The 18024-nt window shown below is 65.3% G+C and carries 19 protein-coding genes; 2 read left to right on the top strand and 17 right to left on the bottom strand.

Translation table 11 applies throughout. The features are described from left to right. Positions 1 to 46: 46 nt before the first annotated feature. Together nusA and rimP are read right to left on the bottom strand one after the other, a co-directional pair. Positions 47 to 1660 carry a transcription termination factor NusA gene (gene nusA, locus DYI24_RS00615; protein WP_107342659.1) on the bottom strand — a complete coding sequence of 538 codons (1614 nt, stop codon included), beginning with the start codon at positions 1658 to 1660 and terminating at the stop codon, positions 47 to 49. 2 nt (positions 1661 to 1662) lie between these two features. Continuing rightward, positions 1663 to 2442, bottom strand: a complete 780-nt coding sequence (rimP, locus tag DYI24_RS00620; protein WP_164570877.1) for a ribosome maturation factor RimP — start codon at positions 2440 to 2442, stop codon at positions 1663 to 1665. A gap of 338 nt (positions 2443 to 2780) precedes the next feature. Between rimP and DYI24_RS00625 the strand changes: the two genes are divergently transcribed. Both DYI24_RS00625 and DYI24_RS00630 read left to right on the top strand, forming a co-directional pair. After that, positions 2781 to 3866, top strand: a complete 1086-nt coding sequence (locus DYI24_RS00625) for a DUF2336 domain-containing protein (RefSeq protein ID WP_107342661.1) — start codon at positions 2781 to 2783, stop codon at positions 3864 to 3866. Between the two features lie 122 nt (positions 3867 to 3988). Further along, on the top strand, positions 3989 to 4834 hold the full coding sequence (locus DYI24_RS00630; protein ID WP_164570878.1) for a phytanoyl-CoA dioxygenase family protein: 846 nt from the start codon (positions 3989 to 3991) through the stop codon (positions 4832 to 4834). 12 nt (positions 4835 to 4846) lie between these two features. On the opposite strand, the gene DYI24_RS00635 is transcribed toward DYI24_RS00630, so the two are convergent. The 15 genes from DYI24_RS00635 to DYI24_RS00705 form a co-directional block, all read right to left on the bottom strand. Next, positions 4847 to 5527 (bottom strand): tRNA (guanine(46)-N(7))-methyltransferase TrmB, encoded by a 681-nt coding sequence (locus tag DYI24_RS00635; protein ID WP_246701116.1) that lies wholly within the window; start codon positions 5525 to 5527, stop codon positions 4847 to 4849. Positions 5528 to 5753: 226 nt separating this feature from the next. Beyond that, the gene (locus DYI24_RS00640; RefSeq protein WP_011156011.1) at positions 5754 to 6173 is read right to left on the bottom strand and encodes a helix-turn-helix domain-containing protein; all 420 of its coding nucleotides are present in this window, start codon (positions 6171 to 6173) and stop codon (positions 5754 to 5756) included. A 197-nt stretch (positions 6174 to 6370) separates the two neighbouring features. After that, the gene (gene lnt, locus DYI24_RS00645; protein WP_164570880.1) at positions 6371 to 7984 is read right to left on the bottom strand and encodes an apolipoprotein N-acyltransferase; all 1614 of its coding nucleotides are present in this window, start codon (positions 7982 to 7984) and stop codon (positions 6371 to 6373) included. Next, complete coding sequence (locus tag DYI24_RS00650) at positions 7981 to 9126, bottom strand: hemolysin family protein (RefSeq protein ID WP_107342665.1); 1146 nt, start codon at positions 9124 to 9126, stop codon at positions 7981 to 7983. Before DYI24_RS00650 ends, lnt begins: the two co-directional genes overlap by 4 nt. A gap of 1 nt (position 9127) precedes the next feature. After that, the gene (gene ybeY / locus DYI24_RS00655; RefSeq protein ID WP_164570881.1) at positions 9128 to 9631 is read right to left on the bottom strand and encodes an rRNA maturation RNase YbeY; all 504 of its coding nucleotides are present in this window, start codon (positions 9629 to 9631) and stop codon (positions 9128 to 9130) included. A 68-nt stretch (positions 9632 to 9699) separates the two neighbouring features. Then, entirely contained in the window at positions 9700 to 10755 is a 1056-nt protein-coding gene (locus DYI24_RS00660; protein WP_164570882.1) for a PhoH family protein, read from the bottom strand. A gap of 6 nt (positions 10756 to 10761) precedes the next feature. After that, the gene (miaB, locus tag DYI24_RS00665; protein ID WP_164570883.1) at positions 10762 to 12153 is read right to left on the bottom strand and encodes a tRNA (N6-isopentenyl adenosine(37)-C2)-methylthiotransferase MiaB; all 1392 of its coding nucleotides are present in this window, start codon (positions 12151 to 12153) and stop codon (positions 10762 to 10764) included. Positions 12154 to 12273: 120 nt separating this feature from the next. Then, positions 12274 to 12933, bottom strand: coding sequence for an HAD family hydrolase (locus DYI24_RS00670; protein WP_164570884.1), 660 nt, complete (start codon positions 12931 to 12933; stop codon positions 12274 to 12276). A gap of 87 nt (positions 12934 to 13020) precedes the next feature. Next, complete coding sequence (locus DYI24_RS00675; protein WP_107342669.1) at positions 13021 to 13452, bottom strand: Fur family transcriptional regulator; 432 nt, start codon at positions 13450 to 13452, stop codon at positions 13021 to 13023. A 60-nt stretch (positions 13453 to 13512) separates the two neighbouring features. After that, positions 13513 to 13998 carry a ribosomal protein S18-alanine N-acetyltransferase gene (gene rimI / locus DYI24_RS00680; RefSeq protein WP_107342670.1) on the bottom strand — a complete coding sequence of 162 codons (486 nt, stop codon included), beginning with the start codon at positions 13996 to 13998 and terminating at the stop codon, positions 13513 to 13515. Between the two features lie 22 nt (positions 13999 to 14020). Next, positions 14021 to 14716: a tRNA (adenosine(37)-N6)-threonylcarbamoyltransferase complex dimerization subunit type 1 TsaB gene (gene tsaB, locus DYI24_RS00685; RefSeq protein ID WP_107342671.1), complete on the bottom strand. Its 696-nt coding sequence runs from the start codon at positions 14714 to 14716 to the stop codon at positions 14021 to 14023. A gap of 134 nt (positions 14717 to 14850) precedes the next feature. Beyond that, positions 14851 to 15417, bottom strand: coding sequence for a NifU family protein (locus DYI24_RS00690; protein WP_164570885.1), 567 nt, complete (start codon positions 15415 to 15417; stop codon positions 14851 to 14853). A 147-nt stretch (positions 15418 to 15564) separates the two neighbouring features. After that, positions 15565 to 16059 carry a putative universal stress family protein gene (locus tag DYI24_RS00695; RefSeq protein ID WP_107342673.1) on the bottom strand — a complete coding sequence of 165 codons (495 nt, stop codon included), beginning with the start codon at positions 16057 to 16059 and terminating at the stop codon, positions 15565 to 15567. Positions 16060 to 16268: 209 nt separating this feature from the next. Further along, positions 16269 to 17321 (bottom strand): tryptophan--tRNA ligase, encoded by a 1053-nt coding sequence (gene trpS, locus DYI24_RS00700; protein ID WP_107353998.1) that lies wholly within the window; start codon positions 17319 to 17321, stop codon positions 16269 to 16271. Between the two features lie 55 nt (positions 17322 to 17376). Further along, positions 17377 to 18024 (bottom strand): lipid II flippase MurJ (locus DYI24_RS00705; protein ID WP_205523310.1); only part of this gene is annotated, 648 nt, incomplete at its 5' end.

Here is an 18024-nt window from a genome sequence, read left to right on the forward strand (position 1 = left end):
TTCATCTCACGTGCTGCGCGGGTTCGGGTCGCAACGCATCGGCGGTTCAGTCCGCCGACTCGTCGGACGCTTCGTCCGCGGGTTCTTCTTCGGAGGCGAGCTCCGACTCGTCGATCCAGCCGGCCTTGACGCGAGCCTGCATGATCAGGTGCTCGGCGTCCTCGCGCGACATCTCCAGGCCGTCGAGAATGCCAGGATACTTCACCGGCTCGGCGCCGTCCTTGCGCTCGGTCCAACCGACCAGATCGTCGGTGGCGCAGCCGGCCAGATCCTCGACCGTCTTCACGTCGTTCTCGCCAAACTTCACCAGCATCTTCGAGGTGACGCCGGGGACGTCCTTGAGGGCGTCCTCGACGCCGAGTTCCACGCGGCGCGCCTCGAGTTCGGATTCGATCCGGTCGAGATATTCGCGGGCGCGCATCTGCAGTTCGGCGGCGGTTTCCTCGTCGAAACCTTCGATCGAGGCGAGTTCACGCGGGTCGACCAGAGCGAGTTCTTCGACCGAGGTGAAGCCTTCGGAGGCGAGCAGCTGGCCGACGACCTCGTCGACGTTCAGCGCGTCCATGAAGGCCCGGGTGGTCTTCTCGAAGTCGGCCTGGCGGCGCTCGGATTCTTCGCTCTCGGTCAGGATGTCGATATCCCAGCCGGTGAGCTGCGAAGCGAGCCGCACGTTCTGACCGCGGCGACCAATCGCCAGGGATAGTTGGTTATTGGTATCCGGAACCACAACCTCGATGCGTTCGCGATCTTCGTCGATCACGACCTTCGAGACTTCGGCCGGCGCCAGCGCATTGACCACGAAGGTGGCGATGTCCGGCGACCACGGAATGATGTCGATCTTCTCGCCCTGCAGCTCGTTCACCACGGCCTGGACGCGCGAGCCGCGCATACCGACGCAGGCGCCGACCGGGTCGACCGACGAGTCGCGCGACACGACGCCGATCTTGGCGCGCGAGCCCGGATCGCGGGCCACCGCCTTGATCTCGACGATGCCGTCATAAATTTCCGGCACTTCCTGCGCGAACAGCTTGGCCATGAATTGCGGATGGGTGCGCGACAAGAAGATCTGCGGGCCGCGGGTCTCGCGGCGGACGTCGAACACATAGGCGCGGACGCGGTCGCCGTTGCGGAACGATTCACGCGGCAGCATCTCGTCGCGGCGGATGATCGCTTCGCCGCGGCCGAGGTCGACGATCACGCTGCCATATTCGACGCGCTTGACGACGCCGTTGACGATGTCGCCGATGCGGTCCTTGAATTCCATGTACTGGCGGTCGCGCTCGGCCTCGCGGACCTTCTGCACGATCACCTGCTTGGCCGACTGCGCGGCGATACGGCCGTATTCCAGCGGCGGCAGGGTGTCGGCGATGGTGTCGCCGATCTGCGCGCCCGGATTGGCGCGCTGCGCATCCTTCAGCGAAATCTGGTTGGCGGGATTTTCGACCTGCTCGACCACCAGCATATGGCGCGACAGCCGCAACTCGCCCTTCTTCGGGTCGATTTCGGCGTGGACGTCAGTCTCCGAGCCGTAGCGGGCGCGCGCCGCCTTGGCGATCGCGTCTTCCATCGCGGCGATCACGATGCCGCGGTCGATGGTTTTTTCGCGAGCCACCGCATCGGCGATCTGCAGCAGTTCCAGCCTATTGGCGCTGACGGCCATGGTCAGTCTCCCTCAGAGGTGTCGATCTCGCCACGCCGCGCCCGTTCGGCGGCAAGGCGGTGTTTCTTGGTGTTCTGCGGTGTCGGCTTGGCCGCCGCTTTGGCGGCCTTGGCGCCGCGCTTCGGCGCCTGGCTCTTGGTCGGATCGCTGCGCTTGGCATGCGGCAGCGGTTCCGGTGCGAGCCCGAGGCTCTGCTTCAGGTCGCGCTCGGCCTGCTTGCCGCGGCGCATCGATTCGGCGATCAGCTCGTCGGTCAGCACCAGCCGGGCATCGCCGATGTCGTGCATCGGCAGCAGCACCAGCGGATCTTCGTCCTTGGCGCCGCCCTCGCGCTGCACCCGCACGGCGTCGCCCTCGACGCCGTCAAGCAGGCCGCGGAACCGCTTGCGGCCCTGGTGCGGCACCGCCATCTCGATCTTGACCAAGTGCCCGGCGTAACGGGCGAAATCGGAGCGGCGCACCAGCGGACGGTCGATGCCAGGCGAAGAGATTTCCAGCCGGTAGGCGCGGTCGATCGGATCGGCGACGTCGAGCACCGGCGACAGCGCTCGTGACACCGCCTCACAATCGTCGATCAGCATGGTGCCGTCGGGCCGCTCGGCCATGATCTGCACGGTGCAGCCGGCGTCGCCTGACACCTTGATCCGAACAAGGCGGTAACCCATTGCCAGCAAGACCGGCTCCGCCACGGCGCTGAACCGCGCCGCGACACCGGGCTCGATCACCAGGCGCGGTTCGGCCAAGGCATCGGTTTCCGGAACGGCTGTGGTCGGCTCGGTCATGTCCTGGGTCAAAGCGTTATAACGTCTCGCCGATAAACGGTATCAAGGTGGTGAATGAGGTCTCGCGCCCGAAGGTGCGACGGTCCGCGTCCCACGATCCAGGTAATAAAAAAGAGCGGGTCCCGCAGGGCCCACTCTCGATACGGATCGTATGAGAATTTCGAAGTAGCGCCGATATAGCGCTTTTTGGGCTCAGCGACAAGAGCCGTGCAGAGTCCCCGCCCTGGCCGATCCTCGGGGCAGCCCGCAGCAAATGCGACGCCGCAGCTCAACTCTTCGTTCATGCAGCGCCTTTAGGTTCCAGCCGTACCAATGCGGCCCGCCCGCGAGAACGATGGATGCCTGCCGCTACATCTCTGCTTCCCGAACTCGATGACATTGTCAGGCAGGGCGATCCCGTCCGGCGCGCCGATGCCGTGCGCCGGATTTCTGACCTGTACATTCGGGGCGCCGAGAGCTTCCAGCCCGATCATGTCGCGCTGTTCGACGGCATCCTGCTGACGCTGGTGCCGGAGATCGACGTCGAAGTTCGCAGCGAACTGGCGCGGCGGTTTTCGGAAATCAGCAATGCGCCGCCCGAACTGGTCCGGCAGCTCGTGCACGACGAAGACATCGGCATCGCCGGACCGCTGCTGCGGCGCTCGATGATGCTCGATGATCCGACGCTGGTCGAGCTCGCCAGGCTGCGCGGCCAGACGCATCTGCTCGCTATCTCAGAGCGGCCGAGCATTTCGCCGCCGGTCACCGACGTGATCGTGCGCCGTGGCGATCGCGACGTGGTGCGCAAGGTCGCCAGCAATGCGGGTGCCGAATTCTCCGCGACCGGCTTCAATGGTCTGATCCGCCGTGCCGCGCAGGACGGGGTGTTGGCGATCGCGGTCGGCACGCGGGACGATCTGTCGCCGCCGCGGCTGAAGGACCTGTTGGCGTGCTCGACCGATCTGGTGCGCCGGCGCCTGTTCGAAAGCGCGCGGCCGAGTGCGCGGATTGCGATCAACCGGGCGATGCGCGAGCTAGCCGGCGAGTCGCGGCAGCCGTCGGTGCAACGCGACTTCGACGCCGCGCAGCGCTCGGTGGTGGAGCTGCACAACAAAGGCGAACTCAACGAAGCGACCGTGCTCGGCTTCGCGCGGGCTCATCAATATGAGGAGACGGTGGCGGCGCTGTCGGCGATGACCGGCACGCGGATCTCCACCCTTGATCAAATGATGTCCGGCGAGCGGCACGACCCGGTGCTGATCCTGGGCAAGGCGCTCGGCTTCGGCTGGGCGACGGTGCGCGCCCTGATCGGGCTGCGGCTCGGGCCGGACCGCTCGGTGGCCTGCCCGGACGTTGAAGAAGCGCAGCACAATTTCGAGCGCCTGGCGCTGTCGACGGCGCAGCGCGTGCTCGGCTTCTGGAAGATGCGGCAGGCCGACGCCTGAGCCGCCCGCGCGGCTGCCGGCTCGCGCGTCTTCTTTCTGCGCAAAGCAGTGTCCACTTCGGTCAAAATCGCTCTATGCTTGCCTCAACGGCGCGCCCACAGCGCCGACAAGGGAGGATGATTATGCTCAGCGAAGCTGACATCACCACGCATGCCCAGCGTATCCGCGACGACGGCTACACCGTGATCGAACGGGCTGCGGACCCGGCATTGGTTGCGGCACTAATCAGCGCAGTCGAACGGATCGAGCGTGACCATCAGCTCGGTTGCGCCAAGACGTCGTTCGAAGGCTTCAAGACGCTCCGGGTCAACAACCTGCTCACTTACGACGAGGTGTTCTGGGACGTGCCGCTGCATAGCAGCGTGCTGCCGATCGTCGAGGCCGTGCTCGACAAGGAGTGCCTGCTCTCGTCGTTCTGTTCGCTGGTGCTCGGGCCCGGCCAGGAGGCGCAGCCGATCCACGAAGATACGCAACTCATTCCGCTACCGCGGCCGCACATTCCGATCACGCTGAACGCGATCTGGGCGCTGTCGGATTTCACCGCAACCAATGGCGCGACCCGGATCATTCCTGGAAGTCATAAGTACGCGACCTCGCCCGTGTACGGCCAGGATTACGACGCGCTCACCGCGACGATGCCGGCCGGCAGCGTAATGCTGTTCGACAGCGCGCTGTGGCACGGCGGCGGCCCCAACACCTCGGAGGCTCGCCGCTTCGCATTCTCTTGCGCCTATTGCTGGGGGTGGATGCGGCAGCAGGAAAACCTGCAGCTCGGGATTCCGCAGGAGATCGCGCAGCGCTTTCCGCGGCGGCTGCAGGAGCTGTGCGGCTACAGCGTGTACAAAGGTCAGTTCGGCCACATCGACAATCACGATCCGATCGAACTGCTCGGACGCGAACGCGGCAAGCGAATGGTGTGGGAGGCGACCGACGTGCGGAACGCCAGGCTCGCCGCGCAGGCGAACTAATCGCCGGAGAGATTAGAGTCGTTCGAAACGCAGATAGTTGGCGCGCCGACCCTCGCGTTCGGCTTTGCGGCCATAGCGCGTCATCGTGTAGTTGGGCCAGGGCTTGCGCCAATCGTCGGCGCGCTGGGCGAGCCAGTCGAAGCTCGGCGCACGCAGCAGATGCGCCAGCGTCCAGGCGTTGTAGCCGTCGATGTCGCTGACGAAGCGGAATTCGCCGTGCGGCGTCAACGCGCGTGCCATCGCCGTGACGGTGGCGTCCTGCACGAAGCGACGCTTCCAGTGTCGGCGCTTCGGCCACGGATCGGGATGGATCAGGTCGATCCGCGCCAGCGAGCCGGCCGGCACCCAGGCCAGCAGCTCCGAGGCGTCGCCGGCAAACAGCCGGATGTTGCGGATGTTCTCGGCCTCGATCCGCGCCAGAATCTTCGCCATGCCGTTGACGTAAGGTTCGGCGCCGATGAAGCCCGTGTTTGGATGCGCAAGCGCTTCGGCGATCAGGTGTTCACCACCGCCGAAACCGATTTCGAGCCGCATGTGCTCGACCGGAGGATCGAACAAATCGGTGAGCGGTTCGGGCGCCGGCGCGTCGATCTGCAGCGACAAATGCGGCAGCAGGTTCTCGATCAGGTCGGCCTGATGGGCGCGCAGCTTGTGGCCCTTGCGGCGGCCGAAGAACGATCCCTGGCCGTGCATCACGACGTCACCATCGTGATCTTCGCCATCGTGATCTTCAGTGTCCGGGTGATCTTCAGTGTCCGGCGCCGAGTCTGGGTGATCAATATTGAACATCAAGAGACCGCGCTCGCACTTCTTCGACAGGCTGCCCTGCATACAGGACCGCCATCTTGTTTCGACCGTGAACGAAAAACCGGCCCCGCTTATATCATTTGCGGAGGCCGGCGCGACGGAGGTCGATCGATCAGTTCGTCTCGTCCGCTTCGCGCGCGGCGATCCGTTCGACGAGATCGACGATGCTGCGACGAAGCTTGGCATCGGTGATCTTGGTAAAGGCGCGGGTGAGCGCCAGACCTTCGGAAGTCGCGAGGAAGTCGGACACGTATGAAGGCGACGGCGCCTCACTGAAGCCGTTGCCGTTAGCGAGGCCGCCGCTCGGGCCGCCTTCGAACAAGAAGGACACCGGGACCTGCAGGACTTCAGCGATCTGCTGAATGCGGCTGGCGCCGACGCGGTTGGTCCCCTTCTCGTATTTCTGCACTTGCTGAAAAGTCAGACCCAGCGCTTCGCCGAGTTTCTCCTGACTCATGCCCAGCATGATGCGTCGCATGCGCACACGGCTGCCGACGTATTTGTCAACAGGATTGGGCGCTTTAGTCGACATCTCACTCACTCCTCAGGCACGTGCATACGCCAACAGTTAGCGCATGCGGGTTGGAATACGCCTCAAATATTGGAGTCGTCAAATGTCTTTGGAATCCAACGGGGATTCGGCGTTAATTTACGCCGAGGAAAATTCGCGGGCTACGCGAGTGCGAATTTTCTCGAACTTAATCTCTGGTTGCGTCGCCGATCCGCGTATTAGCACGAGCCCGGTGAGCGCTTTCGTAATAGTACAAGCATCATCACTAACGCAACCAGCACGGCTGCAGGAAGTTCGCCCACCCGCGCATAGATCGTCGGTGCCACCGGTGCCGGCAGCCCCGAATCCAGCACCCCTTCGACGCCGAGACCGAGCTCTGCGACGATCCGTCCGACCGGATCGATCACTGCGGAAACGCCGGTGTTCGCTGCGCGAACAAGCGGCAGGCCCTGCTCGATGGCGCGCATCCGCGCCTGCTGCAGGTGCTGATAGGGGCCGCTGGAAATGCCGAACCAGCCGTCGTTTGTGAGATTCAGCATCCAGCCGGGACGGTTGTTGCCGATCGCAATTTCGTCCGGGAAAATTGCCTCGTAACAAATCAGCGGCAGCAGCGGCGGGGCGTTGGGCAGTTCGAGGTTATGACGCGCCACACCGGATAAAAATCCGCCCTGCACCTTGGTAAGTTGGACGAAGCCGATCTTCTCCATCAGATTCTGGTACGGCAGAAATTCGCCGAATGGGACCAGATGGAGTTTGTCGTAGACCGACAAAATGCTGCCATCATGATCGATCGCGTAGATCGAATTGTACGCGCGGGTAATCCGGCGCCCCGGCGGTAATTCAGGCGGGCGGACCGCCCCGGTCAGCAGCACGGTGCCTTTCGGCAACAGCTCGGCGATCTGCGCCATCGCATCCGCTTCCCGCGACAGGAAGAACGGAAACGCCGATTCTGGCCAGATCAGCAGCGAGACGTCGCGCACCCCGGTCGATTTCGGTCCTGTCGAGCGGTCCGACAGTGACAGATATTTCTGCATCACGTCGGCTTTGGCAGAATAATTGAAGCGCGCGTCCTGCGGCAGGTTGGGCTGCATGATCCGCAGCCGGACGTTGTCGACGAGCTGGGTCGGCGACAATTTGAGTCGAATGCCGCCAAACACCGCCATCGCGGCCAGCACGCCGAGTGCGATCGCCGGTGCCGCCCAACGCCGCTTGGCGGTGGTGCCGCCATCGATCAGCACCGCGGGCGAGGCAAAGATCGCCACCGCCAGCAGCGTCAATCCCCAGATGCCGATCACCGAAATGCTTTGCGCCAGCGCGAGCGGCTCGGTCAGGGCGTAGCCGAACGCATTCCAGGGAAAGCCGGTGAGCAGATGGCCGCGTAGCCATTCGCTGATCGTCAGGCTGACGGCGAGCGACAGGATGCGCAGACTATCGGGGCGCCACAGCAGCCGTGCCAGCGCGAAGCCGAGCGCGGTGAACAGCGCCAGATAGGCCGGCAAGCCGCATATCGCGGCCGGCAGCAGCCAGGCAAAGGTGTCGGCATCGACCAGAAACGCGTAGCCGATCCAGTACAGGCCGGGGACGAAATAACCGAAGCCGAACCACCAGCCGGCCATCGCCGCAGCGGGAACGCCGCGCCGCTTGCCGGCCGCGGAGCCGTCGATCAGCCACACCGCGATCGGGAAGGTGATGAACAGAACCGGCCAGGCGTTGAACGGCTCCATCGCCAGTGAGGAGAGTGCGCCGGCCAGCAGCGCGATCACAGCGCGCTTCCAGCCCCACGCCAGGATGATGCCCGAGGCGATCCGGCTCAGCACACCCCGACGCGTCACGGCGAACCGGTCCCGTCGCCGGTCGTTGGTGATGAGGTGGAGCCGCTGCCGTCCGTGGTCGGCGGCGCAGCGGAATCGGTCGCGGTCTCGCGCCGCCGACTGTCGCGTGTGCGCGGGGCGGGGCGTTCCTTGCGCGGCCCGATCCTGAGCCGCTTCACCCGCCGCGGATCGGCATCGAGCACTTCGAATTCGAAGGTGCCGGGGCCGGCGATCACTTCGCCGCGTACCGGCAGCCGGCCGACGTGATTGACGAGGTAGCCGCCGAGGGTCTCGACGTCTTCGCCCGCTTCGCCGGTGACGAACTGATCGCCGATCATGGCGCGGACGTCTTCCAGGCTGGCTCGCGCATCGGCGATGAACGAGCCGTCGGCCTGGCGCACGATCGACGGAGGCTCGGTCGAGTCGTGCTCGTCGTCGATTTCGCCGACGATCTGTTCGACGATATCTTCGATCGATACCAGGCCGTCGGTGCCACCGTATTCGTCGACCACCAGCGCCAGATGAATCCGCGCCGCCTGCATCTGGGCCAGCAGGTCGATCGCCCGCATCGACGGCGGCACGTAGAGCAGCTTGCGGATGATGCCGGTTTCGGTCAGCGGCATCTTCAGATCGATGGCGCGGAGGTCGAGCCCTGCGGGCAGCGCTTTCTTGCGCTTGGCAACCGTCGCCGGCGGCACCTTCGCCTTGGCGGTCATGAACGCCACGAGGTCGCGGATGTGAACGATGCCGACCGGATCGTCGAGCGTCTCGTTGTAAACCACGAGCCGCGAATGCGCCGCGTCCTGAAACAGGCTGAGCAGTTCGCCGAGTTGGATGTCCTGCTTGATCGCGACGATGTCGGCGCGGTGCACCATGACGTCGGCGATCCGGCGATCGTGCAGCCCGAGGATATTGCGCAGCATCGTGCGCTCGAGCGTCGAGAAGCCGGAGTCGTCGGGCGGGCTGGTGTCGAGCACGACCTGCAGATCGTCGCGCACCGAGCCGGGCTTCCAGCCGAACAGCGAACGGATCGCACGGATCAGCCAGTTGCCGCCATGCGGATGCAGCACTTCGCCCTGGTGCACCACCGCGGGTAACTGACCGCGCGTCGAGTCCTGCAGCGAAGCCTGCGAACCGGTCTGGGCTCTGTCGCCGTCGGGCATGTCAGCTCACCCGATCCTGGCCCGCATAGGGATCCGGAATCCCGAGCCGCGCCAGGATGGCGCGCTCGGCGTCTTCCATCTCCTCGGCTTCCTCATCGGTCTCGTGGTCGTAACCGACCAGATGCAGGAAGCCGTGCACGGCGAGGTGACTGAGGTGGTGATCGAACGGCTTGTCTTCGTCGTCGGCCTCGCGGCGGACGGTCTGATACGCGATCGCGATGTCGCCGAGCATCCGCGGCGCGCCGTCCGGCTGCACCTCGGGCTGCGTCGCGGGAAACGACAGCACGTTGGTCGGTTTGTCCTTGCCGCGGAACGACGCATTGAGCTGGCGGATGTGATCATCGTCGGTCAGCATCACGGCCAGCTCGGCGCCGCCGGTGTCGGCGTCGAGCGCATCGGCGGCGGTTTCGATCGCGCGCAGCACGGTTGCTTCGGCCGATGCTTCGGCCTGCCAGCAATCGGCTTCGATCACGACTTCGGTGAATGGACGAGCACTATGGGTCATCGAGGCAAAATTACTATCCGGGTCCGCCCCGTTGCAATCGGGGTGGCGCCCAGGGCGTGGCTGCGACATCACGACTTACCATTCGCCGGTGACGGCGCTCCTTCGTAGGCGGCGACGATCCGCGCCACCAATTCGTGGCGGATCACGTCCTCGGCCCTGAACTGGACCTGGGCGATGCCCTCGACGCCGGATAGCAGACGGGCCGCTTCGGACAGGCCGGAGGTCTGGCCGTTCGGCAGGTCGACCTGGCTGGGGTCGCCGGTGATGATCATCCGGCTGTTCTCGCCGAGACGAGTGAGAAACATTTTCATCTGCATCGACGTGGTGTTCTGCGCCTCGTCGAGGATGATCGCCGCGTTGGTCAGGGTGCGGCCGCGCATGAACGCCAGCGGCGCGATCTCGATCTCGCCGGACTGCAGCGCGCGTTCGACGATCCGGGCATCCATCAGATCGTACAGCGCGTCGTAGATCGGCCGTAAGTAAGGATCGACCTTCTCGCGCAGATCGCCGGGCAGAAAGCCGAGCCGTTCGCCGGCTTCGACCGCGGGCCGCGACAGGATGATGCGGTCGACTTCCTTGCGCTCGAACAGCTGCGCGGCGTGCGCCACTGCCAGCCAGGTCTTGCCGGTGCCGGCCGGGCCGACACCGAACACCAGCTCGTGGCGCTTCAGCGCGCGGATGTAGGAGTCCTGCGCGGCGGTGCGGGCCCGGACCGGGCGCTTGCGCAAATTGATCGCCTCGAACGCGGTGGTGGACGGCTGCTTGGTGTCGAATTCGAACAGCGACCCCTGGGCGATCACGGCGCGGATCGCGCCTTCGACGTCGCCCTGTACCAGATCGTGGCCCGACACCGCCTGGGCATACAGCGTTTCCAGCACGCGCCGCGCTGCGTCGCAGCCCTCGCGTGAGCCGCCGATGGTGATGTGGTTGCCGCGCGAATCCACCACCACGCTGAGCCTGCGCTCGATCTGAGCGAGGTTCTGGCCGTAGGGGCCGACCAGAGCGGAGGCGGCACGGTTGTCGTCGAAATCGATGACGACCTGGGTTTCAGGCGGGTTCAAGCTGTCGCGATCGGGTTTGCGGCGGGAAACGAACGAAGACGATTCCGGTGCGCTTTTGACCAAGGGGGCTCAGGCTCCTGTGGCGGCCATCGCATCGGCCGGCCGGGAGGTTGCGGATGCGAGTTCGCCGAGCAGGCTGTAGCGTTCGAGGCTGTCGACGCGGACCGGCAGCACCTGTCCGATGATGCTGTCGGGCGCCATCACATGGGCGGGCTGCAGATAAGCGGTGCGGCCAACGATCTGGCCGGGCTTGCGGCCGGCGCGCTCAAACAGGACCTCCACGGTCCGGCCGATCGCGGCCTTGTTGAAGGCCGATTGCTGCTGGTCGATCAATTGCTGGAGCCGCTCCAACCGCTCGTCCATGACCGCTGCAGGCACCATCTCCGGCATGTCCGCCGCGGGCGTGCCGGGCCGCGGCGAGTATTTGAACGAATACGCCCCAGCGTAGCCGATTTGTGCGACAAGCGCGAGAGTCGCGGAGAAATCGCGTTCGGTTTCACCCGGGAAACCGACGATGAAGTCCGACGAGAAAGCGATCGCTGCGGAAGCAGACCGGAACCGGTCGATCACGCGGCGATAATCGTCGGCGGTGTGCTTGCGGTTCATGGCCGCCAAGATCCGGTCGGAACCCGACTGCACCGGCAGATGCACGAACGGCATCAGTGCCGGCAGATCGCGATGCGCGGCCAGGAGATCGTCGTCGACGTCGTTCGGATGGCTGGTCGAGTAGCGCAGCCGGACGATCCCCGGAATCTCGGCCAGGCGCCGCACCAGGCGCCCGAGTGACCAGGCGCGGCCGTCCGGCCCGTCGCCGTGATAGGCGTTGACGTTCTGGCCGATCAGCGTGATTTCGCGGACGCCGTTTTCGGCGAGCCGTTTGACGTCCTCGACGATCGCCGCCACCGGGCGCGACATCTCGGCGCCGCGGGTATAGGGCACGACGCAGAAGGTGCAGAACTTGTCGCAGCCTTCCTGGACCGTCACGAAGGCCGAGATGCCGCGGGCACGGATCGCGTCCGGCGCCGGCTGCGGCAGAACGCCGAACTTGTCCTCGATTGGGAACTCGGTTTCCAGCGCGCGGCCGTGCTGTTCGGCCTTGGCCAGCAGGTGCGGCAGGTTGTGATAGCTCTGCGGCCCGACCACGACATCGACCACCGGCGCGCGGCGGATGATTTCTTCGCCTTCGGCCTGCGCCACGCACCCTGCGACCGCGATCTGCATCCGCCGGCCGTGGTTTGCGGCTTCGTCACGCGCGACGCGCAGCCGGCCAAGCTCGGAATAGACCTTCTCGGACGCCTTCTCGCGGATGTGGCAGGTGTTCAGGATCACCAGATCGGCGTCATCCACGTTCGCGGTCTCGACAAAGCCTTCCGGCGCCAGCGCGTCCACCATGCGCTGGGCATCGTAGACGTTCATCTGACAGCCGTATGACTTGATGTGCAGCTTGCGCGGCGGAGACATCGTGTGCGGGAGCCCAAACAAAAAACGCGCGTTTTCCAGCGCGTTGCCCGTCACTTATAGGCGAAACCCGGCGAAATCCAGCCGCGACCGCCGATTTGCCGCGCCCAGTCCGTCGAGCGGCTAAATTTCTTCAATGATTGTCGTCAGTTGCCGCATATCGGCAAAACGCCGATCGGCCCCGGCGGCGGTCAGCGCGGCCGCGCTGGCGTCGGTGCAATGGGCGCCGCCGTGAAAGCCCAGCACGGTCATGCCGGCCGCTTTTGCCCCCAGCACCCCCGGCACGCTGTCTTCGATCACCACGCAGCGCTCCGGGGCGGCTCGCATTTGCGCCGCCGCGAACAGGAACAGATCCGGAGCCGGCTTGCCGTGCGCGACCTGCTCGGCCGAAAACAGATGCGGAGCGAACCGGCCAATTAGACCCGCGTGGGTCAGCGCGACTTGGATCCGATCCAGCGTGCCGCTCGAGGCGACGCAGAACGGCTGCTCCAGCGTGTCGAGCGCCTCGGCGACGAACGGGATCGGCTGCAGCGTTTCGGCGAAGGCGCGCAGCAGCGCGCCGAGCAGGTTTGCTTCGATGTCGTCGGCGAAGCGCCGGCCAGTCTCCGCTTCGATCTCGCGCCGGGCCTCGCGACCCGAACGGCCGAGGAAACGCGCCGCGACCTGGTCCGGCGTGATCGGATAGCCGTAGCTTGTCAGCGTCTCGGCATGAACCCGACAGGAGATCAGCTCACTGTCGACCAGGACGCCGTCACAATCGAAGATAACAAGTTCGGGAGTCACATCTGCGGCCGGCTGCGATTGAAACTAATAACGCCGCGAGCCGGTAAGCTCGCGGCGATCGGCAGATGCGTCGGGCGTGCTACCGGCTCAGGACTTATCGTCTTCGAGCGGCACGCAATACAGTTCGAGGCGATGATCGACCAGCTTGTAGCCGAGGCGGCGGGCGATCTCGGCCTGCAGCTTCTCGATCTCTTCGTTGGTGAACTCGATCACCTTGCCGTCGCGCAGGTTGATCAGGTGGTCATGATGGCTGTCGCGCATCTGCTCGTAGCGGGCGCGGCCTTCACGGAAGTCGTGACGCTCGATGATGCCGGCATCTTCGAACAGCTTGACGGTGCGGTACACCGTCGAGATCGAGATCTTGTCGTCGATCGCAACGCAGCGGGTGTACAGTTCTTCGACGTCGGGATGATCTTCCGACTCCGCCAGAACTCGCGCGATCACGCGGCGCTGCTCCGTCATGCGCATGCCGGTGGCGGCGCAGCGGGCTTCGATTTCGGTTGCCTTGGGTTCGGACATCGGCGTCAACGTGGTTGCGGGTGAATGGTTATTGGGCATTGTTCTGCCACTGTAAGGCGATCAGGACAAGTCGCGACGCATTATCAATGCGTTCAATTGTTCCCCGTTGGGCTGTCGGTAATAGCGCTCGCGTCGGCCAACCACCTGAAAACCGGTACGATTGTAGAGTCGTCGCGCCGGCTGATTGTTTTCCTCCACCTCGAGAAACACCGTGGCGACGCCACGTCCTGCGAGATGACGGAGGTGAGTCAGCAGCATTTCACGCGACAGACCGCGGCCGCGATACGAGGCGGCGATCGCAATTGATAGGATTTCGGCTTCGTCCGCGCCGATCCGCGATGCAACAAATCCGATGATTCGCCGGCCGACGCGCAGTCGGTGCACCAGCGTATTGCGCTCGCTCAAAAGGTCGGCGAATTCCTGCTCGTCCCAGCCGCGATGAAACGAAGCGGCATGCAGTTCGGCAAGCTTCGGTGCATCGCGTAGCGTCGCCGTTTCGACCACAGCGTCGGCGTAGCCCCAGAATTCGGCCAGCCAAGTCATCATTGATGGCACATACGGCAGCGCGTCATGCGGCGGGCTGCGCCGATTGAGCAATGGGATCAATCTTCGGCTTAGCGTCCGGCGGCCGCAAATAGAACGGCTTGGCAGGCGCGGCGTCCGGTGTTGCTGCTGCACCCAGCCAGGCGAGCCAGCCGATATCCGGCGCGGGGCGCTGATCTACTGCGAGCGGCGGCGGGGTCAGGGCCGGCCAGCGATCGGCAAGCAGCTGTGCGGCGTTGCCGACCAGCCGCGGCGCACCGTAACGCGCAGCTTCCAGCGCTTCGGCGATCGGCGCCACCCGCGGGCGTACGATCATCGTGCCGTTGCCGGCGACGAGCTGGTAGTAGACGTGGTCGTGACGGGCATCGATCACCGACAGGATCGGGGTGTCGTCGGTCTCGCTCACCAGCGGCGCCGCGAACGCTGACAGCGTCGTCAGCCCGACGACCGGCTTGGCGGCTGCGAGTGCGATACCGCGCGCAGCCGAGAGGCCGACCCGGAGGCCGGTGAAACTACCAGGCCCGGTGGTCACCGCGATGCGGTCGATGTCGAGAAAGCCGATGCCAGAAGCATCCATCACCCGGCCGAGCAGCGGCATCAGGGCTTCGGCGTGACCGCGCTGCATCGCCTGCGATTCGCCCGCGAGCAGCCGATTAGCCTCGGTGTCCAGCACCGCGGCTGCGCAGGCGTCGAGCGCCGTATCGATGGCGAGGATCAGCATCCGGCTAACATATCAGCAATGCGACGGTTGCGTCATGTCCCGGGCGGGCCGATCGACAACTATTCGGATGGACGGCATGGCGCGGTGCGTCATGCCTGTTTGTCGTGCTTGCCTAGCGTTGTGGCAGCTATCGGTCAGGTGACCGGGCGGACTTCCACCACTTCCGGCACGAAGTGCTTCAGCAGGTTCTGGATGCCGTGCTGCAAGGTCGCGGTCGATGACGGGCAGCCGGCGCAAGCGCCGCGCATGTTGAGATAGACGATGCCGTCCTTGAAGCCGCGGAACGTGATGTCGCCGCCGTCGTTGGCGACCGCCGGGCGCACCCGCGTTTCGATCAGGTCCTTGATGATCTCGACCGTCTCGGCGTCGCCCTCGGCGTAGAACTCGTCGTCATCGCCATCCTCGCCGTCCGACTTGCCGTCGGCCAGGATCGGCGCGCCCGACATGTAGTGCTCCATGATGGCGCCGAGGATCGCGGGCTTGAGGTGCTGCCACTCGCCCTTGTCCTTGGTGACGGTGACGAAGTCGGTGGCATAGAACACGCCGCTGACGCCATCGATGTCGAACAGCCGCGTCGCGAGCGGCGAGCGGGCCGCCTGGGCCGCATCGGTGAATTCCAGCGTGCCGCTGTCGAGCACGGTCCGGCCGGGAATGAATTTCAACGTGGCCGGATTGGGGGTCGGTTCGGTCTGAATGAACATCGATTGTCTCCGTCGTCGCCGGTTCAAGGCCGGTGCGTAGGTTTCTCCTAGCAAATAGCGCTCGGAAACGCACGGTCAACCCGCGGGCTCTCCCGGAGGTTGCTGAAAGTGGCTGACAACGCTCACGTTTTCGAGGGCCGCACAGGCTCAGGCGAGGGCGTCGATGTCGTCGTCGGTGAGGCTGGAGGCGACCATCATCACCGGCACCGGAAAGGTGCCGAGATGGCGCACCATCGCGGTGACGATCGGACCCGGTCCTTCCGGGCCATCATCGGCCGCCAGCACCAGCATGACGATGTCGACGTCCTGGTCGATCACCTTGCGCACCTGGGCGATGGTGTCGCCTTCGCGGATCACCCGCTCCGGCGTGATCCCGGCGACGCCGTTGGCGCGGCCGGAGGCGCGGTCGAGCGCAAGCTCAGCGGTCTCGATCGCTTCGGCGCGCATTACGTCGGCGACGCCGAGCCATTGCTGGTTCTTGTCGAGGATCTCGATGACGCGCAGCATCACCACGCCGCCGCCGACCCGCACCGCCCAGCGGCTGCCGTAATACACCGCGCGATCCCACTCGGCGGTGTCGTCGACGATCACCAGACATTTCGGCTTATGGCCGGATTCATAGCTCCGTCGCTGGCTGCTCATTGGTGCCCCCGGAGTTCCCAAGCGCGCGCCCGCGCAACGACGCGATGCTGCCATGGCGACAGCGGGCAGGACAAGGGCAGGCCCTCTAAGGGCAAGCCTCATGGTGAGGAGCGCAGCGAAGCTGCGCGTCTCGAACCATGGCGATACAAGCTCGTCGTTCGAGACGCCCGGCTGCGCCGGGCTCCTCACGACGAGGGCTGGGACCGATATCAGCCCTTCTTGCGCACCATGCCCATGATGTCCTTCACGGCCACCATGGTTTCGGCCGCAATCGCACGGGCGCGGTCGCTGCCGTCGGCGAGCACCGAGTCGACATAGGCATGGTCGGCCGAGAGCCGCTTCATTTCGCCGGCGATCGGCGACAGCTTGGTGACGGCGAGGTCGACCAGGTTCGACTTGAACGCGGAGAACTGCGCGCCGCCGAACTCGGTCAGCACATCGGTCTTCGGCTTGCCGGACAGCGCGGCGTAGATGCCGACCAAATTGTCGGCTTCGGGCCGGGTCTCCAGGCCCTTTTCTTCGCTTGGCAGCGGCTCCGGATCGGTCTTGGCCTTCTTGATCTTCTGCGCGATCGCGTCGGCATCGTCGGTCAGGTTGATGCGCGAGTAATCGGACGGATCCGACTTCGACATCTTCTTGGTGCCGTCGCGCAGGCTCATCACCCTCGTCGCCGGTCCGGTGATCACCGGCTCGGGCAGCGGGAAGTAAGCGTCGCCGAAGCCCTGCGCCGCAATCGACGCCGAGAAATCGTTGTTGAACTTCTGGGCGATGTCGCGAGTCAGTTCGACATGCTGCTTCTGGTCCTCACCGACCGGAACGTGGGTGGCGCGATACACCAGAATGTCGGCGGCCATCAGCACCGGATAGTCGTACAGACCGACCGAGACGTTCTCGCGATCCTTGCCGGCCTTCTCTTTGAACTGGGTCATGCGGTTCAGCCAGCCGAGCCGCGCGATGCAGTTCAGCACCCAGGCCAATTCGGAGTGTTCCGCCACCTGGCTCTGGTTGAAGATGATCTGCTTCTTCGGATCGATGCCGGACGCGATGAACGCCGCGGTCACTTCGCGGATGTTCTTGCGCAGCTCGTCGGGACCGCCCCAGACCGTCACCGGAACGGTGATGGCGTGCAGGTCGACGACGCAGTAAACGCAATTGTGCGTCTCCTGCATCTTCACGAAGTTCACGATCGCGCCGAGGTAATTGCCGAGATGCAGATTGCCGGTCGGCTGGATGCCGGAGAATACCCGCTGCGTGATGGCCATGATCGTGATTCCCGCGCTTGGTCTGGAAAAGGCGCCGTGAAGTGGCACAGCTGCGCTAGTCGCGCAAGCCACGTGGCCGCCGCAGCGCGCGAAGCGCCCCATCAAGACGAATGACGCCGGCCAGCATCAAAACTGCGGCATAGACGATTAGACCGCCGCCGATCAGCACGGCGAGCGCCGCGGCTTGGACCAAAGTGGAGCCCGTCGCCATGATCGGCAGCACCACGCCGGCGGCGAACCACAGCAGCGCGCCCATCACCAGGGATGCAAGCATGATCAGCACCATCCGGCGCCGCGCCGGCGCATCGATGGTGACCCCGAAGCGCTGCACGCCGCGTCCCAGCAGCAGGGCTGCGTTGCTCCAGGCGCCGAGGCTGATCGCGCCCGCGACCCCGGCGGCGCCGAACAGCCGGCCTAGCAGCACGGCGGCAACCAGCGCGACCGCGACCGAGATGAGGGTCGCCACCAGCGGCGTGCGGGTGTCTTCGCGGGCGAAGAACGCGGCCGACCAGTTCTTGGCCAGCACCTGGGCGGGCAGGCCGACCGCCAGCACCGCCAGCGCCTGCGCGGTGGCGGCCGAGTCCGCGGCGCTGAACGCGCCGTGTTCGAACAACAGCCGCACGATCGGTTCGGCCAGCACGATCAGTCCGAAGGTCGCAGGCAGCGCCACCCCGACCGCCAGTTCCCGGCCGCGCCAGGCCGC

Source organism: Rhodopseudomonas sp. BR0C11 (assembly GCF_010820945.1).
GTDB lineage: Bacteria > Pseudomonadota > Alphaproteobacteria > Rhizobiales > Xanthobacteraceae > Rhodopseudomonas > Rhodopseudomonas palustris_H.